At 39.3% G+C, this 24,217-nt stretch carries 21 protein-coding genes and 1 riboswitch; all 21 genes read left to right on the top strand.

Annotation, left to right across the window (positions count from 1 at the left end; translation table 11 throughout):
* Positions 1 to 23: 23 nt before the first annotated feature.
* The 21 genes from flaG (at position 24) to IPU53_RS03935 (ending at position 24,214) form a co-directional block, all read left to right on the top strand.
* Positions 24 to 398: a flagellar protein FlaG gene (flaG, locus tag IPU53_RS04035; protein ID WP_242698057.1), complete on the top strand. Its 375-nt coding sequence runs from the start codon at positions 24 to 26 to the stop codon at positions 396 to 398.
* A 20-nt stretch (positions 399 to 418) separates the two neighbouring features.
* Entirely contained in the window at positions 419 to 2,455 is a 2,037-nt protein-coding gene (gene fliD, locus IPU53_RS04030; protein ID WP_207447970.1) for a flagellar filament capping protein FliD, read from the top strand.
* A 31-nt stretch (positions 2,456 to 2,486) separates the two neighbouring features.
* Positions 2,487 to 2,891: a flagellar export chaperone FliS gene (fliS, locus tag IPU53_RS04025; protein WP_207447968.1), complete on the top strand. Its 405-nt coding sequence runs from the start codon at positions 2,487 to 2,489 to the stop codon at positions 2,889 to 2,891.
* A complete protein-coding gene (locus tag IPU53_RS04020; RefSeq protein ID WP_207447966.1) occupies positions 2,891 to 3,241 on the top strand; it encodes a flagellar protein FliT in 351 nt (116 codons plus the stop codon). The genes fliS and IPU53_RS04020 overlap by 1 nt, the downstream gene beginning before the upstream one ends.
* A gap of 168 nt (positions 3,242 to 3,409) precedes the next feature.
* A complete protein-coding gene (gene hpf, locus IPU53_RS04015; protein WP_242698056.1) occupies positions 3,410 to 3,964 on the top strand; it encodes a ribosome hibernation-promoting factor, HPF/YfiA family in 555 nt (184 codons plus the stop codon).
* A gap of 612 nt (positions 3,965 to 4,576) precedes the next feature.
* A complete protein-coding gene (locus tag IPU53_RS04010; RefSeq protein WP_207447964.1) occupies positions 4,577 to 5,152 on the top strand; it encodes a chromate transporter in 576 nt (191 codons plus the stop codon).
* Complete coding sequence (locus IPU53_RS04005) at positions 5,149 to 5,676, top strand: chromate transporter (RefSeq protein ID WP_207447962.1); 528 nt, start codon at positions 5,149 to 5,151, stop codon at positions 5,674 to 5,676. The genes IPU53_RS04010 and IPU53_RS04005 overlap by 4 nt, the downstream gene beginning before the upstream one ends.
* Before the next feature lie 150 nt (positions 5,677 to 5,826).
* The gene (secA, locus tag IPU53_RS04000; RefSeq protein WP_207447960.1) at positions 5,827 to 8,337 is read left to right on the top strand and encodes a preprotein translocase subunit SecA; all 2,511 of its coding nucleotides are present in this window, start codon (positions 5,827 to 5,829) and stop codon (positions 8,335 to 8,337) included.
* Positions 8,338 to 8,670: 333 nt separating this feature from the next.
* Positions 8,671 to 9,769 (top strand): peptide chain release factor 2 gene (prfB, locus tag IPU53_RS03995; protein WP_207447950.1). Its coding sequence is split into 2 segments (ribosomal slippage): positions 8,671 to 8,742 and positions 8,744 to 9,769, totalling 1,098 coding nucleotides; the frame shifts between segments, so codons are not numbered across the junction.
* Positions 9,770 to 9,976: 207 nt separating this feature from the next.
* Positions 9,977 to 10,321: a cytochrome c551 gene (gene cccB, locus IPU53_RS03990; RefSeq protein ID WP_207447948.1), complete on the top strand. Its 345-nt coding sequence runs from the start codon at positions 9,977 to 9,979 to the stop codon at positions 10,319 to 10,321.
* A 584-nt stretch (positions 10,322 to 10,905) separates the two neighbouring features.
* A complete protein-coding gene (gene ftsE, locus IPU53_RS03985; protein ID WP_207447946.1) occupies positions 10,906 to 11,592 on the top strand; it encodes a cell division ATP-binding protein FtsE in 687 nt (228 codons plus the stop codon).
* Positions 11,582 to 12,472: a permease-like cell division protein FtsX gene (gene ftsX / locus IPU53_RS03980; protein WP_207447944.1), complete on the top strand. Its 891-nt coding sequence runs from the start codon at positions 11,582 to 11,584 to the stop codon at positions 12,470 to 12,472. Before ftsE ends, ftsX begins: the two co-directional genes overlap by 11 nt.
* A 143-nt stretch (positions 12,473 to 12,615) precedes the next feature.
* Entirely contained in the window at positions 12,616 to 13,950 is a 1,335-nt protein-coding gene (locus IPU53_RS03975; protein ID WP_207447937.1) for a murein hydrolase activator EnvC family protein, read from the top strand.
* A gap of 345 nt (positions 13,951 to 14,295) precedes the next feature.
* On the top strand, positions 14,296 to 15,750 hold the full coding sequence (gene cls, locus IPU53_RS03970) for a cardiolipin synthase (RefSeq protein ID WP_207447935.1): 1,455 nt from the start codon (positions 14,296 to 14,298) through the stop codon (positions 15,748 to 15,750).
* A 379-nt stretch (positions 15,751 to 16,129) separates the two neighbouring features.
* On the top strand, positions 16,130 to 16,633 hold the full coding sequence (locus IPU53_RS03965) for a hypothetical protein (protein ID WP_207447933.1): 504 nt from the start codon (positions 16,130 to 16,132) through the stop codon (positions 16,631 to 16,633).
* On the top strand, positions 16,630 to 17,241 hold the full coding sequence (locus IPU53_RS03960) for a TlpA disulfide reductase family protein (protein ID WP_207447931.1): 612 nt from the start codon (positions 16,630 to 16,632) through the stop codon (positions 17,239 to 17,241). The genes IPU53_RS03965 and IPU53_RS03960 overlap by 4 nt, the downstream gene beginning before the upstream one ends.
* A gap of 100 nt (positions 17,242 to 17,341) precedes the next feature.
* Positions 17,342 to 17,452, top strand: a riboswitch (SAM riboswitch).
* A gap of 93 nt (positions 17,453 to 17,545) precedes the next feature.
* Positions 17,546 to 18,844, top strand: a complete 1,299-nt coding sequence (locus IPU53_RS03955; protein ID WP_207447929.1) for an O-acetylhomoserine aminocarboxypropyltransferase/cysteine synthase family protein — start codon at positions 17,546 to 17,548, stop codon at positions 18,842 to 18,844.
* Positions 18,845 to 18,926: 82 nt separating this feature from the next.
* Positions 18,927 to 19,898: a homoserine dehydrogenase gene (locus IPU53_RS03950; RefSeq protein WP_207447927.1), complete on the top strand. Its 972-nt coding sequence runs from the start codon at positions 18,927 to 18,929 to the stop codon at positions 19,896 to 19,898.
* A gap of 266 nt (positions 19,899 to 20,164) precedes the next feature.
* The gene (locus tag IPU53_RS03945; RefSeq protein ID WP_207447925.1) at positions 20,165 to 21,604 is read left to right on the top strand and encodes a S41 family peptidase; all 1,440 of its coding nucleotides are present in this window, start codon (positions 20,165 to 20,167) and stop codon (positions 21,602 to 21,604) included.
* A gap of 154 nt (positions 21,605 to 21,758) precedes the next feature.
* Positions 21,759 to 22,943: a PDZ domain-containing protein gene (locus IPU53_RS03940; protein WP_242698055.1), complete on the top strand. Its 1,185-nt coding sequence runs from the start codon at positions 21,759 to 21,761 to the stop codon at positions 22,941 to 22,943.
* Positions 22,944 to 23,524: 581 nt separating this feature from the next.
* A complete protein-coding gene (locus IPU53_RS03935) occupies positions 23,525 to 24,214 on the top strand; it encodes a thioredoxin domain-containing protein (protein ID WP_207447921.1) in 690 nt (229 codons plus the stop codon).
* Positions 24,215 to 24,217 lie beyond the last annotated feature (3 nt).

The raw sequence follows: 24,217 nt of genomic DNA, 5'->3' as shown, positions 1-24,217 counted from the left end.
AATGTGTGAAAGGGAGTAAAGTGATGTCAGGACCAATAGGGGGAAGTCTCTCATCCACATCAACAAATAGTGGGAGTATGACCAGCAAATTTGAAGAAATACCAATAACTACAAATAACACAATAGAAAAGATTGTAACGAAGGACCAGGCAATCAAAATGGATTCACCTTCTTCAAAAGATGTTGCAAATGTTGTTAATGGAATGAATGAATTTCTTAAAGCCTCTCCACAAACACATTTGAAATTTCAATTCCATGATCAATTGAATGAATACTATGTCACCCTTGTGGATGAAGTGACAGATGAAGTAGTGAGAGAAATTCCACCGAAAAAATTACTGGATATGTTTGCGGCAATGACCGAGTATTTAGGCATCATGGTCGACAAAAAAATATAAGGATAGATGGAGTGAGGTAGATGAGAATTGCCGGTTTGGCAAGTGGAATGGATATAGATCAAATTGTAAAGGATTTAATGAGTGCCGAACGTATTCCACTCGATAAATTGAAACAAAAGAAACAAATCCTAGAATGGCAAAGAGATGACTACAGAGCACTTAATACACAATTACTTAGCTTTCGGGACAAGCTTGCAAATTTAAAATTAACAACCAACTACCGAGCGAGAACAGTTTCCTCATCAAATGAACAATTCGTCACAGCCACGGTTTCAAGTGGTGCTGCACAGGCGTCGTATTCGATTTCGAAGGTAGAACAGTTGGCGGAAGCGGCGAGGTTGGTGAATAAAGGGAAAATTTCTCTAGATCCAACTAAAGGATTAAAAAACCAGGTAGATGCTGACTGGAAAACGGGTGTTGTCGAATCGGAAACCTTAACTGTAGATGAGGTAGGGAATGTACCGCCATTGAAATTAAATGGAGAACTTAAAGATGGAGAGGAAATAAAGGTTGTTGTTAATGGACGTGCTGTTACTGCAAAGATTGATCTCTCAGAAAATGCCGTCGCATCTGAGAATCAAGTAGTAGTAAATAGTAAGGGGGAATTGATTTTCGGGGATAATATCATCCCAGCAAAAGGCAGTGTCGTTAAGGTTGATTATGTTTTAGATAAAAAAACACAAACATTGGAGATTGGTGAAAAACCAGCTACTACTTGGAACCTAGGGAAAGGTTCGTTAACTGAAGGAATTACAGTGGCTGTTGATAGTGCTGAATACATTGTCGCAACAGATGAACAGGGGAACAGCACACTTGTAAATAGTGATGACTCAGCAGATGTGTTAGGACATATTAACCTAGATACAGGAATTATTACTTTCAACTCCGAGAAGTTTAAAGAGGATGAGGAAGAAAACTGGCCGAAAAAAATGGAAGCCACTTTCACCCAGGATTATGCCTCTTTTGGTATTAATACACAAACATCAAAAGGTGAAGTAAACGAAACTATCTTTATGACAGGGACAGATACTTTAAACAGCGTGATCCGCAAAGTCAATGAATCGAGCGCAGGAGTTACGATGTTTTATGATTCATTCACAGATCGAGTGACTTTAACACGTAAGGAAACCGGTAAATTTGGCGAGGATGGAACTGGCGATATCTCTGTAACTGGAGCTTTTATGGAAGATATTTTAAATTTTAAGGACGCAGAATTACAGGACGGGCAAAACGCCAAATTCACGATCAACGGACTCACAACCGAACGTAGTTCTAACACTTTTGACATGAATGGTGTCACCATTACCTTAAAACAAACATTCGAATCTGACTCTGCTAGTGGTCAACAACCAACAACCATCTCAGTCGGAAATGATTCAGAACAGGTACTTGAAAATATTAAGGAATTTGTCAATCAATACAATGAATTAATTAAAGAAATTGGCGGTAAATTGAATGAGGAACGTTTTCGAGATTATAAACCTTTAACAGATGATGAGCGGGACGAGCTTTCTGAAAAGCAACAAGAAAAATGGGAAGAAATGGCGAGAAGTGGTCTTTTAAAAGGCGATATGGTGCTATCAGGCGTATTATCCAGTATGAGAATGGATATGTACAGCACGGTGGAGACAAACGGCATTTTTAAACAATTGGCCAGTATCGGCATTAAAACAACCGCTAATTATCTTGAAGGCGGAAAGCTAGAAATCGATGAAGCGAAATTAAAGGAAGCTTTAGAAGAAGATCCCGAATCTGTTGAAAATTTATTCCGCGGCAATGATTCTGAAGCCGGGAAAGGGATCGTCCACAGACTTTATGATACAGTGGATGCTTCTATGAAAAAGGTGCAAGAAAAAGCTGGACGTGCTACTTCCACCAATCAACAATTCACACTTGGACGTGAATTGATTAATGTAGACAAAAGTATTGATCGCTTTGAAGAAAGGCTAAAAATGACGGAAAATCGCTATTGGCGTCAATTTACCGCGATGGAAAGAGCGATCCAACAGGCTAATCAGCAATCGGCGTATCTAATGCAACAATTTGGTGGATTTTAGAGCAACATTTACATTTTAGAGGAGTGAAAAAATGGCTAGTGCAAACCCATACCAGACGTATCAACAAAATGCCGTAACAACGGCTGCTCCGGGAGAGTTAACATTAATGCTTTACAATGGCTGTCTTAAGTTTATCCATTTGGCTAAAGTGGGCATGGAAAAAAATAATATTGAAGAAAAGAATACGAATATCCAAAAGGCGCAAAATATTGTTAGTGAGCTAATGGTCACCTTAAATATGGAATTACCGGTAGCCAAAAACATGATGACACTTTATGACTATGTGAATCGGCGTTTAATGGAAGCGAATATTAAAAATGATGTTGAAATCCTGACCGAAATGGAAGAAATGATCAAGGAATTTCGTGATACTTGGAAACAAGCAATCCAATTAAATCGTCAACATCAACATGCAGCAGGAAGCAGTGGCATTTAATGGATACTCTACAACAATGTTTAGCCATCACAGAGAAAATCATTGTATTGGCTCAAATAACTGCTGTTCAACAAAGAGAGGCTACTATTAAAAAAATCGAAACCCTATTACAACAACGTTCGACTTTTTTCGCAGATCTCCAAGCCCCATATTCAGATGAAGAGCAAGAACTGGGAAAAGCCTTGCTCGCTCGGGATCAAGAAATGAATACTCTGTTAAAACAGTTCTTAAAAGATATTCAAATGGACCTTAAAACACTAAAGAAGAAAAAGAAGTCTGTTAGCCATTATGCTAATCCGTATGCGGCAACAGATAGTTTGGACGGAATGTTTTATGATAAACGGCAGTAATAGAGAAAATTAAGTCCATTTGGAGAGTAGTTTTGCGCTTTAGTGTCGATATGCTCTCCATTTTGTTAAAATGTAAAAAAATCGACAAATTTTTTATTGGATTAAGCAGGAGTTTGAAAGGGAATGTAGAAGTATATATACATAGGCATTATATAAGGAGGAGTTAAAATGCTGAAATATAATATTCGCGGTGAAAACATCAACCTTACAGATGCAATACGTGATCACATTGAAAAGAAAGTAGGGAAACTGGAAAGATATTTTAATGAAATCCCTGAAGCAAATGTTCACGTTAATTTAAAAGTTAATCCAAATAAAAAAGCAAAAGTTGAAATAACAATTCCCCTTCCACAATTAGTCCTTCGCGCTGAAGAAGAGCATGATGACATGTATGCAGCCGTAGACTTGATTGTTGATAAATTAGAGCGACAAATCCGTAAACATAAAACAAAAGTTAATCGTAAATTTAGAGATCAAGGAAGCGCCAAGGAGTTTTTCAAAATGAATGGAAATGGGCTTCCAGCTAATGACGAGGTAGAAGATGAGCTTCAGATTGTCCGTACTAAGCAGTTTAGTCTTAAACCAATGGATAGTGAAGAAGCCGTTTTGCAAATGAATATGCTTGGGCATAGCTTCTTTATCTTCACAGATGCTGAAACCAATGCGACAAATATTGTGTACCGCCGTAAAGATGGAAAGTATGGATTGATTGAAACAAATTAAGAAATAATCTATCTGGAGCACGCTGCCTCAACGGTGGCGTGCTTTTTATTGTTTGGTAATTATAAAATTCTTGGCTAGTGTTTTTGATCTAGCTCCAGCGCCCAGCAAACTTTCAGCTTCTTCCTACGATAAACATCGGCTCATGCTTCGCCGTACTGTCTAGCTACAGACGGCAGGAGCGAGAGACTCGCAGGATGCGAGTCCATCGGTGTTTCGACAGGACGTCGAGCCTTTAACCGATGTTCCGCAAAATAACCTTGAATCGTAGAAGGGGAAATTCACCCTTTTCGTTTCAGGAACATTTGCTTGTCGCTTCTAATCAGCCGTCTTTCGCATTTCATGTATCCTTTATCTCAGGCCAACAGGATGTTGGTCAGAACAGCGTTGCGATGTACAGGAGGTACTAGTGCAGGCGAAGCGACAGGACGGCGCGTTTGAGTCTGCCGCCAGGATGCCAGGATGGCACGTTTTTAGCCGTTCATCCTTATTAAGAAAGTTTGTACGTCGCTAAACGGGCGCTTGCGCTTTTCTTATTTTTTAATCAGAAAGTCATCTTCTCGGCATAGTTATCATTTGTTATTCTTATAGGGTGTTTTAGAGGAGGGGATTGGTTTGAAACATGTACATATTTTTATCGCCTTTTTTCGTTCTGGCATACTTGGGTTTGGGGGAGGGCCCTCTGCCATTCCGTTGGTTCAACATGAAGTAGTCCGTGTGTATAAATGGATGGATGACGATGAGTTTGGCGATGTTTTGGCTCTTGCAAATGCCTTGCCAGGGCCAATCAATACAAAAATGGCCGGGTATATCGGCTGGCGAGTTGGCGGATGGCTTGGCATGATCAATGCCATTTTTGCAACAGTTGTGCCAACAGTAGCTTTGATGATTATATTTTTATCTTTATTAAGTGTTTATAAAGATAAACCCTGGGTTACTGGGATGTCGCAGGCAGTTCTTCCAGTAGCAGGTGTTCTAATGGGGATCCTCACATGGGAATTTATTAAAAAATCCAATCAATCTTTGGGATGGATTTCTACACTTCTCCTTATTGTTGGCAGCTTTATTGTGATGCAATTATTAGGTATTCACCCAGCAATCGTGATCGCTCTTTTATTAATTGTTGCTCTTTCAGCACGAAATAAGAAGAAATCAACTGTAAACGCAGAAAATGAAAGGAGTTCACTATGATATACTGGCAGATCTTTATTGCCTTTTTTATTCCGGGGATTCTTGGGTATGGCGGTGGGCCTTCTTCTATTCCTTTGATTGAGCATGAAGTAGTGGGACGTTATGAATGGGTTACTGTTCAAGAGTTTAGTGAAGTGTTGGCTTTAGGAAATGCCTTACCAGGCCCTATTGCTACGAAGATGGCCGGTTATATCGGTTATCAGCAAGGTGGTGTGTTAGGCGCTTTTATCGCTTTATTTGCCACAGTCGCTCCTTCTTTAGTTCTGATGATTCCATTGTTAGGCCTACTTTTAAAACATAAAGATTCGCCAAAGGTTAAAAAAATGACTCAATTGGTTCGGCCTACTATCGCTGTGCTTTTGGGTATAATGACCTTTGATTTCTTTGCAAATTCTACAAAAAGTGCTGGTCTTCCGCAGACAATTTTTATTGGACTTATGAGCTATCTATTATTAGCAAAATGGAAAGTACATCCCGCCCTTGTTATTGCTGGGGCTCTAATTTATGGAGCGATTTTCCTCTGAAGCTTTTGGAGTTTTTCCAATGTTGTCAGAGAAAACCGATAGTGATATGATAGATAATTAGGTAAAAGGTTTTAGTTTTGACAACTTGTTTTAATTAATATTTTTTTCAAAAGAAGTATGCACTTTTAATAGATAGGGGAGCGTTTAAATATGGCAGCTTTTCTTAATAAATTATTTGATCCCAATAAGCGTGATTTGAAACGATTAGAAAAAATGGCAGAGAAAATTGATCAACTAGCTACAGAGATGGAGCAGTTATCGGATGAGGAAATTCGCCAAAAAACCGATGAATTAAAGGAAAGATATCAAAATGGTGAAGCGTTAGACCATATGCTAGAAGAGGCTTTTGCTGTAGTACGAGAAGGCTCTCGCCGAGTGCTAGGACTTTATCCATACCCAGTCCAACTTATGGGGGGCGTGGCATTACACGAAGGAAATATAGCGGAAATGAAAACAGGTGAAGGAAAAACATTAACCGCAACAATGCCTGTTTATTTAAATGCGATTACTGGAAAAGGTGTCCACGTTGTGACAGTAAACGAATATTTGGCCAGTCGTGATGCAACAGAAATGGGTGAACTTTATCAATTTCTTGGTCTAACTGTTGGACTTAATTTAAATAGCATGTCAAAGGAAGAAAAGAAAGAAGCATATGCCGCAGATATTACGTATGGAACGAATAATGAGTTTGGCTTTGACTACCTCCGCGATAACATGGTGCTGTACGAGGAACAAAAGGTTCAGCGCCCTCTTCATTTTGCGATTATTGATGAAGTTGACTCGATCTTAATTGATGAGGCACGAACACCATTAATTATTTCAGGACAAGCTCAGAAGTCGACACAATTATATTTACAGGCAAATGCTTTTGCAGAAATTTTAAAAAGAGAAGAAGATTATACGTACGATGAAAAAACAAAAGGGGTTCAATTAACAGAAGAGGGAATCAATAAAGCCGAACGTTTTTTCAAAATCGATAATCTATTCGATTTGTCTCATGTTGTCCTTAACCACCATATTAATCAAGCTTTAAAGGCACATGTCAGCATGCAGCATGATGTGGATTATGTGGTTCAAGAAGGCGAGATTGTTATTGTCGATCAATTTACAGGCCGGATGATGAAAGGACGTCGTTTTAGTGACGGATTACATCAGGCGATTGAGGCGAAAGAAGGCGTTGAAATTCAAAGTGAGTCAATGACCATGGCCACGATCACATTTCAGAACTATTTTCGCATGTATGATAAATTGGCGGGGATGACTGGTACGGCCAAAACAGAGGAAGAAGAATTCCGCAATATTTATAATATGCGAGTCATTTCGATTCCAACGAATGTGGAGGTTGTTAGGGATGACCGTTCTGATTTAATTTATTCTTCTATGAATGGTAAATTCAATGCAGTGGTAGAAGATATTTATGAAAGATATCAGAAAGGGCAGCCGATCCTTGTCGGGACAGTGGCCATTGAAACGTCGGAGTTAGTCTCTTCTCTACTAACTAAAAAAGGTGTAAAGCATAATGTATTAAATGCGAAAAACCATGAGAGAGAAGCGGAAATTATTACCGGAGCTGGACAACAAGGAGCCGTTACGATCGCGACAAATATGGCTGGTCGTGGTACAGATATTAAACTGGGTGAAGGTGTAACAGAGCTAGGTGGCTTAGCCGTAATTGGTACGGAACGTCATGAATCCCGAAGGATTGATAATCAGCTAAGAGGTCGATCCGGACGTCAAGGGGATCCAGGGATTACACAGTTTTATCTTTCAATGGAAGATGAATTAATGCGCCGATTTGGATCTGAAAATATGAAATCGATGATGGAAAAGTTGGGCATGGATGATTCTCAACCGATCCAAAGTAAAATGGTTTCCAAAGCAGTTGAATCAGCACAAAAACGAGTAGAAGGAAATAACTTTGATGCTCGGAAGCAGCTTTTACAATATGATGATGTTCTTCGTCAGCAAAGAGAAATCATTTATCAGCAGCGTGATGATGTAATGAGCTCAGAAAATCTCCGAGATATCGTTGAAAAAATGATTCAATCTGTGATTGATCGGGCGGTTGCTAGCTATACAGCGGAGCCAGAAGAAGAACAGTGGAATATCCAAGGATTAATTGATTATTTAAATGCGACCGTTCTGTTTGAAGGTGACTTGGCAGTTGAAGATTTAGAGCGAAGAGAACGAGAAGAAATGAAAGAAATCATCTTTGACATAGTGAAAAAGCATTATGATGAAAAAGAAGAATATTTAACACCGGAACAAATGCGTGAGTTCGAAAAAGTCATCTTGCTTCGTTCTGTTGATACTAAATGGATTGATCATATTGATGCAATGGATCAGCTTCGCCAAGGTATTCATTTACGTGCTTATGGGCAAATTGACCCACTTAGGGAGTATCAAAGTGAAGGATTTACCATGTTTGAAAGCATGGTGGAGGCTATTGAGGAAGACACAGCTAAATATATCATGAAGGCAGAAATAAGAAATAACTTGGAACGGGAAGAAGTTGCAAAAGGGCAGGCAGTGAATCCAAAAGAAGATGGTGGAGAGGTTAAAAGAAAACCAATCCGAAAAAGTGAAAAAGTTGGTCGGAATGATCCATGCCCATGTGGAAGTGGTAAGAAATACAAACAATGTCATGGTCGATTAACGTAAGTGCGTTTATCGCTATTCCCATCAATGAAATAAAGTGAAACTTCAATCAGTGGGGATTTTCTTTCAATCCCCCACTGATTTCAGAGGATCAAAGGCTAAAATCGCGACATCCTGTCGGCAGGTTCAAAGCACGACATCCTGTCGTTTCGCCTGCACTAGTACGTCGTGTACGTCGCTACGCCTTTGTGACCAACATTTTGTTGGCTTGAACCAATCGGGCTTTTACGGGCAGTGTATCCCCACCTATGCTTCTCCGTATTCTCTAAAGTCTTGAGGTGGGGGAATTACTGCCCGTTAATGCGGGATAAATCTGACACAGTTGAGGTGCTTGTAATGGAATTATTTGAGGTAAGAACAGAGCTTGAAAAAACAGCGGAGCGATTAGCTGAATTTAGGGGGTCTCTTTGACTTAGAAGAGAAGGAAACAAGGATTGCTGAGCTGGATGAAAGAATGCTTGAGCCTGGCTTTTGGGATGACCAACAGTCGGCTCAAACGGTCATTAATGAGGCGAATAGTCTAAAAGACATAGTGAATGAATATAAGGAATTGCTAGAGATCCATGAAAATTTGGAATTGACCCATGACCTCGTCAAAGAGGAAAGTGATCCTGACCTCGAAGCCGAGCTTGAAAGAGAACTACAGGAGCTAATCCACCGTCTTAATGATTTTGAATTGCAATTATTATTAAGCGATCCTTATGATAAAAACAATGCTATTATCGAACTTCATCCAGGAGCAGGTGGAACTGAGTCGCAAGATTGGGGATCGATTCTCTTGCGGATGTACACACGCTGGGCAGAAAAGAAAAATTTCAAAACAGAAATCCTATCCTATTTACCTGGAGATGAAGCTGGCATTAAAAGTGTAACGATGTTGATTAAAGGTCATAACGCATACGGATATTTAAAAGCTGAGAAAGGTGTCCATCGTTTAGTACGAATTTCACCATTTGATTCTTCTGGGCGTCGTCACACATCCTTTGTATCCTGTGATGTTATGCCTGAATTTTCGGATGATGTCGAGGTAGATATCAAACAGGATGACCTGAAAATTGATACGTATCGCTCAAGTGGTGCAGGTGGACAACACGTCAATACAACAGATTCCGCTGTTCGGATTACCCATATCCCAACGGGGACGGTTGTAACATGCCAAAATGAAAGATCACAAATTAAAAACCGGGAAAAAGCGATGAACATGCTAAAAGCGAAACTTTATCAGCGCGAGTTAGAAGAAAAGGAAAAGCAATTAGCAGAAATTCGAGGGGAACAAAAGGAAATTGGTTGGGGAAGTCAAATCCGTTCTTATGTTTTCCACCCGTATTCCATGGTGAAGGATCATCGCACGAATGAAGAAACAGGCAATGTTCAAGCAGTGACAGATGGAGAGATAGATGCCTTTATCAATGCCTACCTGCGTTCAAGGGTTTAAATAATAAAAATAAAAGGGTTGAAAGGAGCTTATTCTTTCAGTCCTTTTTTGGTTCACAAACTTGTGCTAATTACCCAAGCCCGTGCCTCTGTTGGAGTCCCATCGCTTTTGGAAGATTATACCTATTTTCACACCGTTTTTTTGCGTTTAATTAATGTCTGTTATTGGTATACTAAAATAGATCAATCTAGAAAAGGAGTTGTTCCCATGAGAAAAAAATGGATGGGGTTACCACTAGCACTTATGTTAGCGATTGGTCTAGCTGCTTGTGGCGGTGGTGGAGATAATGCTGATAATAATAATACTGGCAACGATACAGGCGGCGAAACCGCAACAAATGATGCAGAGGAAATCGTGAAAAACAATTGTATTTCTTGTCACGGAGAAAATCTTGAAGGTAAAAACGGACCAGAGTTAGCTCATATTGGTGCAGAATTATCTAAAGATGACATTTTAGAAGTTATCGAAAATGGGCGAACCGGAATGCCTCCAAATATCATTACAGGTGATGACGCTGACAAGGTAGCTCAATGGTTATCTGAGAAAAAATAAGTGAGAAACAAAACGACAGTGAGAAACAACTGTCGTTTTTTATTATCACTAAAACGACAAAAGCCTCTATTCTTTTGTGCGGAATTCCCCTTCTAATGTCATATAGTGATGACGAAACTCTTGTTAATATACCACTATTATTCCTATGGAGAACACCGATAGATATAGGCCTTTTGACTCTATTTATTTGTGGAACATGAGATAAATAAACAAAATTTAATGAAAAATCACTTGAAAAATAATAGTTTTTATCGCAAAAGATAAGAATTTAGAACTAAAGCTCTAAAATGAAATATAACTGTAATATAAAAGCGCAAATTGGGATGTTATAATGAATTTGTTATGAAATTTCGTCATAGTTTGACGGGAAATCTCTTTATTTGACAGCATATTAAGTGCATGTTCAAAAAAGAGGATAAAAAGGACCAAGAAGTTCAAGGCGGTGTAACTTTGAGTAGCGGAACGTATGCAGTTAATACGTGAGCAACGGAAAGCAAGCCAACGAAGAAATTCGCTGTGTCATTTTTACCGGAATTTTTGAACAACCTTTATAAATACAGCTTTTTTTAAGGTCGGGTGAGAAAATGATTAAAATGCAGGATATTGTGAAAAAATACCCGAACGGCATTATAGCCGCTAATCGTTTTAATGTTGATATACAGCAGGGTGAATTTATATATATTGTTGGTCCAAGTGGTGCTGGTAAATCCACTTTTATCAAAATGATCTATAGAGAAGAAAAACCTACATCGGGAAAAATACTCGTAAATGGGATTAACTTATCCACATTAAAAAATAGAAGAGTTCCTTTTTTAAGACGTAATATTGGAGTAGTCTTTCAAGACTTTAAATTATTGCCCACATTGACGATTTTTGAAAATGTGGCTTTTGCTTTGGAAGTAACAGAACATCGACCGAAAGACATTAAAAATAGAGTGATGGACGTTCTTTCCATGGTCGGGCTGAAACATAAAATGCGCATGCTTCCTTCAGAGTTATCAGGCGGAGAACAACAACGTGTTTCGATTGCGAGGTCAATCGTCAATAATCCTAAGTTGATTATAGCGGATGAACCTACTGGAAATTTGGATCCTGATACAGCGTGGGAAATCATGGGTATTTTAGAAGAAATTAATTTAAATGGAACAACCGTTATAATGGCCACCCATAATAAAGAGATTGTAAATACTATTACACATCGGGTTATTGCCATCGAAAACGGAAGAATTGTCCGTGATGAGCATCGGGGGGAATATGGCTATGAAAATTAGAACCATCGGTCGCCATCTGAGAGAAAGCTTCAAAAGTCTGCGCCGTAATGGTTGGATGACGTTTGCGTCAATAAGTGCAGTCACGGTGACATTGCTGTTGGTTGGTGTCTTTCTTGTCATTATGATGAATATGAATAAATTTGCAACGGACATAGAAAATGATGTGGAGATCCGTGTACATATTGACTTGACGGCGAATAAAGATGAACAAAAGGAATTAGGGGAAAACATTGAGGGAATTCCCGAAATAGAGTCGGTTGTCTTTTCGTCGAAAGAGGACGAGCTCAATCATCTTATTCAAACAATGGGGAAAGAATGGAGCCTTATTGGTGATGACGAAAATCCTCTTCACGATGTCTTTATTGTCAAAACGAGGCAACCAGATGAAACACCTGTTGTGGCACAAAAAATTCGTGCATTAGATTTTGTATATTCCGCTGAATTTGGCGAGAAAAAAGTTGAGAACTTGTTTAGTTTATTAAGGACAAGCCGCAATGTTGGGGCCGTTCTCGTCGTTGGATTATTGTTTACAGCTATGTTTCTAATCTCAAATACGATTAAAATTACTATTTTTGCTAGAAGAAGAGAAATAGAAATTATGAAACTAGTAGGAGCAACGAATTGGTTTATACGTTGGCCATTTATTTTTGAAGGTATTTGGTTGGGGATACTAGGTTCTGTGATTCCTATTGGCATTGTTGCAACAGCATATAATTATGGATATGACTTTTTGTCACAACGTATTCCAGATGATTATTTTATGTCCCCGCTTGAATATACACCATTTGTCTATCAGGTAAGTCTCTTACTTTTACTGATCGGCGTCATTATCGGAGCATGGGGGAGTTTCATTTCTGTTCGACGCTTCTTAAAAGTATAAGCAAATTTCGAATAAGCATCTTGAAGAAAATTGCATTGGTCTAGACAGCGGATACCGTCAAACTTCATTCAGTAGGGTTCTTTCATCCCACTGATTGGAAGGTAATCCAGGATAAATGCAAGGGGAGAAAGGGGAAACGATTCTTGAAAAAAAGTTCAGTACTTTCGGTGACACTGGCAGCAACGTTGGTTTGTGGAGGTTTATTTTCGAATACGGGAAAGGCACAAGCCACTTCTAAACTGAATGATCTCGAGCAACAACAATCCGATATTCATAATAAGAAATCGAATGTAAATGAATCGATCAATCAAAAAGACGGGGAAATTTCTAATATTTTAAACCAGCAACATTCGGTTGAAGACGAAATTGAGAAATTAGAAATGAAGATTGCCGATACGGATCAAAAATTAAAAGAAAAAGAACAGCAAATTGACGATACAAAAGCAGAAATTGAGCAATTAAAAGAGGAAATTAAAGAGTTGAAAGAACGAATTGAAAAGAGAAATGAAGTACTCAGAGACCGCGCAAGAAATATTCAACAAAATGGTGGTTCTGTTAAATTTATTGATGTTGTATTAGGCGCTAACAGCTTTGGAGATTTAGTGGATCGTGTCTCAGCTGTTTCGACATTAGTTAGTGCGGATAGAAAGATTTTAGAAGAGCAACAGGCAGATATGGAAAAGTTAGAGGCTGATCAGAAGAAAGTAGAAGAGAAGCTTGCTAGCTTAAATGAAATGCTGGAAGAATTAGAAGTTATAAAAGCGGACTTGAAGTCACAGAATGATGAAAAGAAAGTGTTAATGGATGAACTAGCTGCTCAGAAAAAGCATGCTGAAAGCGAAAAAATGTCTCTTGAGGAAGAAGAAGCACTATTAAGCACTCAAGAGGAGACTTTACAAAAAGCGATTCAACAGGAAAAAGATAGAATTGCGGAAGAAGCCAAAAAAGCAGAAGAAGCTCAAACAAATGAAGCGCCTGCGGTGACAAAGAGTCAAACACCTCCACCTGAATCCAGTAGTTCTGGTAGCTCAAGTGATTCTAATAGTTCTTCTACAAGTCCGGAGACCCCGCCAGCAAGTTCGGGTACTTTCTCTTGGCCGGCTGCTGGAACTGTTTCATCTGGTTTTGGAGGAAGATGGGGAGCAACCCACTTTGGGATTGATATTGCCAATAGTGGGGCCGTACCAATTGTAGCGGCTGCCGATGGGGTTGTACATAGATCCTACCAATCTTCCAGCTATGGAGAAGTCGTGTTTGTAATTCATCATATTGACGGAAAAACCTATGAAACAGTGTATGCACATATGAGAAGTCGCAGTGTATCAGAAGGACAATCGGTGAAAAAAGGTCAAAAACTTGGCGTTATGGGAAATACAGGACATTCTTTTGGTCAACATTTGCATTTTGAAGTTCATGCAGGTGGATTATGGAACGGTTCAAAATCGAATGCTGTAGATCCATTAAACTACTTAAATTAATAAAGGGAACAACTTATTACCAGGTGCTCCTTTTCCGATTGAAAGTCGTATCAAGATGATGCGGCTTTTTTCGTTTCTTAGCAAATAAATTACTGTAATATCGCGTTAGTTGGCAAGGAAGTAGAAAGGTGAATCGCTTAGATGATCTAATTACCGACAAAAGGTGAATTCAAACGCTCAATCCTCGTGTTTTCATGTAAAGAGTATGCTAAGATATAGTGGAGTATTTTTTGTGAAAAATTAGCCATTCATATGGTAAATAAACCAGAACTGAAAAGGATGTACCTCTGAAATACTTAAGGAGGGGAATCTGCTTTCAGAAAATAAATGATGTGGGGAGCCTATATGACTTTTACAGCGATTAGTGCAGCTTTGGTTAGTTTAGCACTTTTATTAAATATTATCTTGGCTGTCTTCGTAGTGTTTTTGGAAAGAAGAGATCCTGGCTCAACATGGGCTTGGCTATTAGTTCTATTTTTTGTCCCTGTAGCTGGCTTTATTTTATATCTTATCTTCGGACAGAATTTAAGCCGTAAAAAGCTTTTTCAATGGAAAGATTCGAATAAAATTGGCATTATGGAGATTACTAAAAATCAAATTGAACTATTACAAACTGGAGAATTTCCTTTCCACGATACGAAAACAATTCAATATAAAGATCTCATCTATATGTTGCTTGTGAATGATCGTTCCATATTAACCCAAGATAATAAGGTAGAGATTTTTATTGATGGAAAAGATAAGTTTCAATCTTTATTACAGGATTTAGACAAAGCGAAAGATCATATCCACATGGAATATTATATTATGAGGAATGATAAACTTGGCAATGAGTTACTGCAAATGCTTGTCAAAAAGGCGAAAGAAGGCGTAGATGTAAAAGTCTTATATGATGCAATGGGCTCAAGACGATTACCAAAAAGATTTTTCCGACCTTTGCTTGAAGCTGGTGGAAAGGCAAGTGCTTTTTTTCCTGCTTTAATCCCCCACTTAAATTTACAGGTGAATTTTCGCAACCACCGCAAGCTAGTGATCATTGATGGTGAAAATGGTTATATCGGAGGATTCAATATTGGCGATGAGTATCTTGGGCTAAATAAAAAATTTGGTTACTGGCGAGATACCCATCTAAAAATCAGCGGTAAGGCTGTTTTTAGCATGCAGACGAGATTTATTCTCGACTGGAACCAAGCTTCATCGGCAAAAATTCGTTATGAGGACAGACTTTTTCCAGAAATTGGTGCAAAAGGAGATACAGATGTCCAACTTGTTTCAAGCGGCCCTGACTCTGAATGGGAGCAAATTAAATATGGGATATTAAAACTTATCTCATCAGCCAAAAAATATATTTACATTCAGACACCTTATTTTATTCCAGATGCAAGTGTGCTTGATGCAATCAAAATAGCCGCTCTTTCAGGGGTCGATGTAAGATTGATGATTCCAAATAAACCAGATCACGCTTTTGTATATTGGGCGACCTATTCGAATGTCGGAGAATTACTAAAGACAGGGGCGAAAGTTTATATTTACGATAATGGGTTTATTCATGCAAAAACGATTATTGCAGATGGTAAAATTGCCACAGTTGGTACGGCAAATATTGATGTTCGTAGCTTTAAATTAAATTTTGAAGTGAATGCCTTTTTATATGATCGAGCACTTGTCCAACAATTAGTCGATATCTTTCATGAGGATGTTAAGCATTCTCATGGATTAAGCTGGGAAGAATACCAAAATCGTTCTCTTTACATTCGCTTTAAGGAATCATTTTCTCGCCTGTTATCACCGATTTTGTAGAGGATGTTCAAAGGCGACATCCTGTCGCAACGCTTTTATAACTTCCTTCCTGTAGGTCACTGTAAAAATGGCCCTGCGAGCTAAAGGATCTCCCGCTAAAATTGCCCACGTCCTGTGGACAACACGGAAGTCAGTACATCCTATACAAGTCCGCCTCGAACTTTCGACATACATGACGTACTAGTGTCGGATGTTTACGATTGACGCCGACTTGGTCCTTTTTGAACATGCATTTATAAGGCGATATTTGTCTTTGGAAAGTGAGGGATGATTCATTAAGTGGTATACCATTGGTACATTAACGATTCCCGCTTCTTGGATTGCGATTGTCGGTGCCTGCATCCTTACAGCTGCAGGCCTATATTTCTGTAAAAAGAGGTTGACGGCAGAGTGGTATGGAAATGCTGTTTTTATATGGCTGGTAACATGGAAGTTCAGTGTCCTTCTTTTCCAATTTCCGATGATATGGGCTCACCCCTTATCTATTTTATACTTTAATGGCGGTGTGAAGGGATACTGGCTTGGTTTTGCAGTAACAATTTTTTATACATTACATAAGGTTAGACTTCGGAATTTGCAAGTAGCGAATATGTATCAAGCTTGGATTTGCTCCATGATTGTATATGAGGTACTCCAGGCTATTTTGAATCAAGGGTCTTTCCTATGGACGGGAATGCAATTATTCATCGGTGGAGTATTCATATTATTCGTGTCGAATAAAAATCAGTTATTATGGAAAGAACAATTACTAATTCTTTATACAGCTGTGCAGGCGATATTTTATTCCCTTCATCACTCTTTACTATCCATTCCAATGGTCACTTATTTCCTCATGGCTATAATCTTAGTGATAGCTTTGCGAAAATGGGAGGTTTCATCATGACGAAGAAAATATTTGGCTTTAGTCTTTTAGCGATTTTAGCAGGGGTTTTAGTCATTAATATTGTCCAAGAAACACAAGCGAAGAAAGAAGTGGAAGAAATTCAAGAACAAGTTCTCCAGCAAAGGCTGGAGGCTGCCACCGAAACATCCAATGGCGTTTATTCGGAAGGCTTAACCGAAGGGGATATTCCACCTGATTTTGAATTAGAAACATTAACTGGTGAAAAGTTCAAACTATCTGACCTACATGGAAAGAAAGTATTATTGAACTTTTGGGCAAGCTGGTGTGGTCCTTGTAAAGCAGAAATGCCCCATATGGAGAAATTTTATCAAGAAAAAGCGGAAGAATTAGGTGTAGAAGTGATTGCTGTGAATCTTACTTCCGGTGAACGTGTTGGCAATAAGCGAGAAAAAGTTGAAAAGTTTGTCAAGGAGTATGGATTGCATTTTCCTATTCTGTTAGATGAAAAGGGAGAAGTGGGCGATAAATACCAGGTTATCTCTATTCCGACAAGTTACTTTATCAATTCCAATGGATTGATAGCGAAAAGTATTATTGGTCCTATGGACGAAGAAATGATGGAAAGGCTTGTAAAAGATTTAAAATAGACAGTAAACAACAAGATAATGGATATATTATTTGAAAATAAGGTTGACTTCTTAGAGAATAATAGACTATACTTGATGTTAATAACAGTGAATCGTAATACTCTTATCAAGAGTGGCGGAGGGATAGGCCCTGCGATGCCCAGCAACCTTCAGAGGAATTATTCTGAAAAGGTGCTAATTCCTACAGACTGCATGGTCTGAGAGATAAGGAGCGGAAATACAATCAAACCCTCTTCTTATCAGAAGGGGGTTTTTTGACTAGTGTTAGCGATGAGGATGATATCATTAAGGAGGACGAGAGGAAATGTCACAAGAACAATATAAACCAGAAACCTTATTATTGCACGGAGGACAAGAGCCTGATGAAACAGGAGCACGCGCTGTTCCAGTACATAGAACAACCTCTTATGTATTTAAAGATTCGGAGTATGCGCAAAAGGTATTTGGATTAGAAGTACCGGGAAATATCTATACAAGGATTACCAACCCAACGGTTGATGTATTTGAAAAAAGAGTCGCTTTGCTTGAAGGGGGTACGGCTGCTGTTGGTCTATCATCTGGAATGGCTGCCATTGCTTTCTCGATTTTGAATATTACACGTGCTGGTGATGAAATCGTTGCGGCCACGGATCTATATGGAGGTACGTATAATCTATTTGCTGTGACACTGCCAAAATATGGAATTAATGTGAAGTTTGTAGATCCGAAAGATCCGGAAAATTTCCGCAAAGCGATCACACCAAAAACAAAAGCACTTTTTGGCGAGATTATTGGAAACCCAAGCCTGCATATTCTTGATGTGGAAGCTGTTGCAAAAATTGCGCATGAAAATGAGATTCCACTTATTGTCGATAGCACTTTTTCAACACCGTATCTTTGTAAGCCGATTGAGTGGGGAGCGGATATTGTCATCCATTCTGCAACAAAATGGATTGGCGGCCATGGCACTGTAATCGGTGGAGTTGTAGTTGATTCAGGAAAGTTTGATTGGAATAACGAGAAATTCCCTGATTTTGTCGAACCAGATGAAACTTATCATGGGCTTCGTTATGGGATTGATGTACCTAACGCTGCTTTTGCAACAAAATTACGTGTGCAATTACTGCGTGATTTCGGACCATGCTTAAGCCCAGATAATGCTTTCCAATTATTACAAGGGCTAGAAACATTACATTTGAGAATTGATAAACATATAGAAAATGCAAAAGCCGTAGCGGAATTTTTAGAGAATCATGAAGCGATTGAGTGGGTGTCATATCCTGGCTTAGAAAATCACCCTTCCAATGAACTAGCGCAAAAATATCTACCAAAAGGTGCTGGCTCAATCATCGTATTCGGCATTAAGGGTGGAAGAGAAGTAGGAAGACAAACCATTGACCATGTGAAATTATTTTCCCATGTTGCGAATGTCGGAGATGCAAAATCATTAATTATCCACCCTGCTTCCACAACGCATCAACAATTAAGTGCGGAAGAGTTAAAGGTTGTTGGGGTAAAGGAAGAATTAATTCGCATCTCGGTTGGTCTTGAAGCTGTCGAAGATATTATAGCTGATCTTAATCAAGCGATCGAAAAAGCCGTAGAAAAAGTGTCTGTAAAGTAAGGACAAAGAAAGCTAGGAGGCTGGCGCCATGCGTTTCAGTCTCCTTTTTTAAATGACATCCATGAATAAGGGGGAGAAATAGGTGCGAATCATTAAAGCAGCACTATTAGGACTTGGCACAGTTGGAGCCGGCGTTTATGAGGTTATATGTAATCAGCAAGAAAAATTAAAGGAGCTTATTGGAGCCGAAGTGCAGGTAGTAGCGGTACTGATCCAAGATGAAAAGAAAGAGCGTGAAGTAGCAGAAGATGTTATGGTGACCAATAATATTGAGGAAATTTTGTCAATCCCAGGGCTTGATGTCCTCTTTGAATCGATTGTCGGTGCTGAACCTGCGCATCATTACCTGGATGAAGCCATTAAACACGGATGCCATATTATTACAGCCAATAAAGAAATGTTCGCTAAACACGGAGAAGGTTTGTTGGAAAAGGCGCGAGAAAACAATGTTCAAATTGGCTACGAAGCGACCGTTGCAGCCGGGGTCCCCGTTATCCGCACCATTCAGCAGCAACTACAGTTGAATAAAATTGAGCGGGTTCAAGCATTGCTAAATGGTACTTCTAATTTTATTTTAACGGAAATGAGAAAGAAACAACTTCCGTTCGCCGAAGTGTTAAAAACAGCTCAATCCCTCGGCTTTGCCGAAGCTGATCCAACGAATGATGTAGAGGGAATCGATGCTTTCTATAAAATTATGATCTTAAGTCAGCTGATCTACGGGAAGCAACCACCATGGAAAACAGTTGAACTCCAAGGAATAGCAAGCCTTTCACAAGATAAGATTTCCAATTCTAACGGCCGTTTTAAGCATATTGCAGAGTTGGAAAAGGTAGGAGATCGTATCCAGGCTTCTGTTCGTCCAGTTGAAATCGATAGCAGGCATCCTTTATATTCTGTTGAAGGTGTAGATAATGCAGTCGTGCTGGAAACTTCCTTGGCTGGAAAAATCATGATTCAAGGACCGGGAGCGGGGAGTAAACCAACAGCTAGCGCTATGTTAGAAGATTTTATTAGTATTTTTCAAAGCAATAAGGCAGCTGTCCTAAATTAGTTATAACTTGTCCCCTCATCGCATAGGCTTTATAGAGGCTATTCATAAAGGAGAATGGATGAAGAGATAAACGGCTAAAATGGATAAACGGTTAAGTTCGCGTCGTCCTAGCGGCAGGCTCAAAACGCAACATCCTGTTGCTTCGCCTGCACTAGTACGTCCCTGTATTCGCAACACCGTTTTGACCGTCGTGTGGGCCTCCGTCCGCATGTCTTCGCCGTTTTGACCAACATCCTGTTGGCCTAATTGCGGTGAGGAGGAAATGTATGAAGAAAAGGTGGCTGGTTATTATTTCCGTTTGTTCATTCCTTTTAGGGGCGAGCGGTATATATGCGAGTATGGTGTGGATTCTTCCGAATTGGCAAGAGACACAAGGGAATCAAGAAGGAAAAACAGTGCAGATACTACCAGCTATGGAAAAAGTAGCAGAAGCCTATGAGTTAATCCAACAGGCTTATGTAGAAGAAGTAGATACGAAGAAATTAACTCAAGGCGCGATTCAAGGAATGGTTGCGACATTGCAAGACCCCTATTCTGTGTATATGGATGAAGAGACCGCAGAAAGATTTAATGAGAGCATGGATTCTAGCTTTAATGGAATCGGAGCTCAAATTGCCATTCAAGAAGGAAAGCTTGTGATTATTTCCCCAATAAAAAATTCCCCAGCTGAAAAGGCAGGGCTAAAAGCAAAGGATCAAATTATTAGAATTGATGGGGACCCTGTTGATGGGTTGGATTTATACGAAGCATCGAGTAAAATTCGTGGAAAAAAAGGAACAACGGTGACACTGGATATAACGAGGACTGGTGTATCTAAATCGCTCACATACGAGATAGCCAGAGACGAAGTCCCGATTTTGACCGTTTTTTCCGAAGTGAAAGAGAGTGGTGGAAAGAAATTTGGCTATGTTGAGATCACTTCTTTTGCGGAGGCAACAGCGAGAGACTTTGAGGCAGAATTAAAGGAACTGGAAGCGGAAAAGATCGATGGCCTTGTGATTGATGTACGGGGAAATCCGGGTGGCATGTTAATTAGTGTGCAAGAAATCCTCGCTCAATTAGTGACAGGGGATAAACCATATGTTCAAATCGAGGAGCGTTCAGGTAAAAAGCAAACCTATTATTCGGAATTGAAACAGCAAAAAAACTATCCTATTACTGTACTTATGGATGAAGGCAGCGCCTCTGCATCAGAAATCCTTGTGGCCGCTTTAAATGAAATCAATGGTACAACCTTAATCGGTACAAAGACTTTCGGCAAGGGGACGGTGCAGCAACCAATTCCATTGGAAGCTGGAGGTAATTTAAAATTAACAATGGCGAAATGGTTAACCCCTGATGGAAACTGGATACATGGTAAAGGGGTTGAACCTACGATTGAGGTTCAGCAGCCAGCCTATTTTAATGTACATGCCATTGAATACAAGGAACCATTCAAAATAAATATGAATGATGAGAATATTAAATTTGCTCAAGAGATGTTGAAGGGATTAGGGTTCTCTCCAGGCAGAATCGATGGTTATTTTGATGAACAAACAGAAAAAGCAGTGAGAGCCTTTCAATCGGTTGAGGAACTGCCAGTAACAGGGGAAATCGATGATCAGACAGTAGCAAAATTAGAAGGAAAAATTGCTTCTTTTATAAAAGATGAGAAAAATGATATTCAATTGCAAGTTGCCTTAAAATCCTTACAAAAAAATAAATGATGAATGAACATATTTTCAGTTGAAACGGATGTTCAAAAAAGGCAGGCTAGACATTTTTGAAAATTTCAGATGTCTAGCCATATTTTTATCCTTTTTCTTCTAATGTCTGGTAAAATAGAAGTTATATTAATGTTCGGAAGGGATGTGGAGGGACTTGGAATGGACCATAGAGGTTGCTAAAGGGATAGGGCGAGTGTTACTTCATCCTATTTTCTATTTCTCAATAACATGGGTGGTATTGGCGGGGTTCTGGAGAATAAAGCGAGAACGACGTGATTTTCATATGAGAGTACATCCTATTTTTCTTGAGCTGAGACATTTATTTCCTGTGGGGATACTCGTTGGAATACTTCTATCCATTGTAACTATTTTGCTAGGTTTGACATTTCCGTTACAACTGCTATTGATAGTAGCGGTTACTACGATTGTATTAACTATTATTGGAAATGCTAGATTGCTATCAGCTGCTTTCACGATTGGCATCCCTTTACTACTAGTAAGCTCATTGTCTCTATTTTCCATTGAATGGGACTTCCTTGATTCGTTGGATTCGAATTACCTGCTTGGCGCATCTGTTATGTTGGGCTTATTAATGGTTGCTGAAGGGATACTCATGATAAAAAATGGGTTGAAGGATGTCTCACCTAAATTACGGACAAGCCGTAGAGGATTAATAGTAGGGGCTTTGCAAACAAAAAGATTTTGGCTTCTTCCTACTTTTCTTTTTCTTCCTTCTGGTGTCTTAACATTGCCTTTTGATTGGTGGCCTGTTATATCGTCTGGATCTGAGGGATATTCTCTTGTGCTACTGCCATTTTTGGTCGGTTTTCAACAGCAGATTCAAACGGAATTGCCTGGTGCTGCTGTTAAGCGAATGGGGAAAAATGTCTTAAGCCTTGGCTTGCTTGTTCTCATCGTAGGAATTGTGGGTGTTTTCCTCTTACCCGCATACGCTGCAATCATCACATCGGTATTTGCTCTAATAGGAAGAGTTTGGCTTGTTTACCGACACCGTATAAGGGAAAATAACAATCCGTACTACTATGCTCCAAGAAATTCTGGTGTCATGGTTTTGGACGTGCTGCCAAATTCTCCAGCTGAGAAAATGGGACTCAAAACAGGCGAAGTTATTCAAACCTGTAACAAAGTAAATGTCAATAGTCAGGAAGAAATGTATCAGGCTCTATCAAAAAATCGAGCATATTGTAAATTAGAAGTGTTTGATCATAATAATGAAATCCGGATTGTTCAAGGAGCTTTATATGAGGGAGATCATCATGAACTCGGCATTCTTTTCATAGAAAATCAGAAAATTGGTCAGCCTAATCAGGTTGGTTAAGAAGAAAATCGCAGAGCCTTTTTTTTGAAAGATAAGAAAGTATAAAGTTTTTCTTAGATTGCTTTAAGGCTGGGCAGTTGTTGCCCAGCTTCATGCGCCATCGGCTCGCAGGAGCGAGTCCATCGGCGTTGCGACGTACAGGATGTACTAGTGCAGACGAAGCGACAGGACGTCCTGTTTTGAGTCTGCCGCCAGGACGTCGAGATCTTAGCTGATGTTCTGCATAATAACCTGAGACAAAGAAAGGCAAAGAACTCCTTTCTTTGTCTCAGAACATTTGCTTGTCGCCGATAGGCGGGCGCCTTGCGCTTTTCTTAACATCCTCTATAACAGAAATAACGGAAAAGTTCACGAAGAAGACATTGTTTTGTAACGGAATGTTAGTTTACCTACCTTCCAGGGGTATGATAGGATTAACAAAGGAATTGAAGTGATGTTTCCCTACAGTGGAAAATGTTTGTTTCATTGGTGGCCTAAACCCCATATTGACAATTCTCTAGTTACTGTGAAAAGGGAATATCGTGAACTAAAAGGGGGAGAAACCCCATTTCTTTACTAGAAAAAACCTGGAGAGGTGCCAAATGAATAATAAGAAATTAATGATCATTACGATTGCCGTCGTAGTGATTGCCGTCGCTGCTATTATCATCCTGAATCAGAAACTAGATCAAACAGATCAAGAAAATGCGCCAAAAGTCGAACACCCCAATATTGATAATCAACCTACCATGGGGGAGGAGGATGCCCCGGTTTCCATTGTGGAATTTGGTGATTATAAATGTCCAGGCTGTAAAGCGTGGTCCGAAAGAGTACTACCACAGCTTGAAGAGGATTATATTGATACCGGACAGGCAAAGCTTTCTTATATAAATGTTCTATTTCATGGAGAGGAATCTGTTCGCGCAGCATTAGCTTCAGAGGCTGTTTTCAAACAAGATCCTGAAAACTTTTGGGCATTTCATGAAGCTCTATTCGCAGCACAGCCCGCAACTGAACAACATGATGAACAATGGGTGACAAATGAAACATTAGTAGAGATTGCTCAAGAAACAGCACCTAATGTTGATTTAGATATAGATCAATTTGACAAAGAGATTGAAAAGTATAATGAGGAGCAGCCATTAGAATCACCAGAGGTCAACCTTGATAATCAGTTGAGAATAAAGCATAATATTGAATCGACTCCAACTGTTATCATCAATGGTATCGTTGTTGAGGATCCGTTTGATTATAAATCTATTGCAAATCTCATTGAAAAAGGATTGGAGTAAGAG

Source organism: Bacillus sp. SD088, assembly GCF_017355205.1.
In the GTDB taxonomy this organism is placed as follows: Bacteria; Bacillota; Bacilli; order Bacillales; family Bacillaceae_C; genus Lederbergia.
Note: the sequence above shows the minus strand (reverse complement) of the source record. Positions and strands in the feature narration are given on the sequence as shown.

What these genes read in the sequence shown, in the direction of transcription:
- IPU53_RS03945 (WP_207447925.1), top strand. Translation starts at nt 20,165, where the DNA reads ATGAAGAAAAGGTGGCTGGTTATTATTTCCGTTTGTTCATTCCTTTTA.
- fliD (WP_207447970.1), top strand. Translation starts at nt 419, where the DNA reads ATGAGAATTGCCGGTTTGGCAAGTGGAATGGATATAGATCAAATTGTA.
- ftsX (WP_207447944.1), top strand. Translation starts at nt 11,582, where the DNA reads ATGAAAATTAGAACCATCGGTCGCCATCTGAGAGAAAGCTTCAAAAGT.
- IPU53_RS04005 (WP_207447962.1), top strand. Translation starts at nt 5,149, where the DNA reads ATGATATACTGGCAGATCTTTATTGCCTTTTTTATTCCGGGGATTCTT.
- cccB (WP_207447948.1), top strand. Translation starts at nt 9,977, where the DNA reads ATGAGAAAAAAATGGATGGGGTTACCACTAGCACTTATGTTAGCGATT.
- cls (WP_207447935.1), top strand. Translation starts at nt 14,296, where the DNA reads ATGACTTTTACAGCGATTAGTGCAGCTTTGGTTAGTTTAGCACTTTTA.
- IPU53_RS03960 (WP_207447931.1), top strand. Translation starts at nt 16,630, where the DNA reads ATGACGAAGAAAATATTTGGCTTTAGTCTTTTAGCGATTTTAGCAGGG.
- IPU53_RS03955 (WP_207447929.1), top strand. Translation starts at nt 17,546, where the DNA reads ATGTCACAAGAACAATATAAACCAGAAACCTTATTATTGCACGGAGGA.
- flaG (WP_242698057.1), top strand. Translation starts at nt 24, where the DNA reads ATGTCAGGACCAATAGGGGGAAGTCTCTCATCCACATCAACAAATAGT.
- hpf (WP_242698056.1), top strand. Translation starts at nt 3,410, where the DNA reads ATGCTGAAATATAATATTCGCGGTGAAAACATCAACCTTACAGATGCA.
- ftsE (WP_207447946.1), top strand. Translation starts at nt 10,906, where the DNA reads ATGATTAAAATGCAGGATATTGTGAAAAAATACCCGAACGGCATTATA.
- IPU53_RS03935 (WP_207447921.1), top strand. Translation starts at nt 23,525, where the DNA reads ATGAATAATAAGAAATTAATGATCATTACGATTGCCGTCGTAGTGATT.
- secA (WP_207447960.1), top strand. Translation starts at nt 5,827, where the DNA reads ATGGCAGCTTTTCTTAATAAATTATTTGATCCCAATAAGCGTGATTTG.
- IPU53_RS04020 (WP_207447966.1), top strand. Translation starts at nt 2,891, where the DNA reads ATGGATACTCTACAACAATGTTTAGCCATCACAGAGAAAATCATTGTA.
- fliS (WP_207447968.1), top strand. Translation starts at nt 2,487, where the DNA reads ATGGCTAGTGCAAACCCATACCAGACGTATCAACAAAATGCCGTAACA.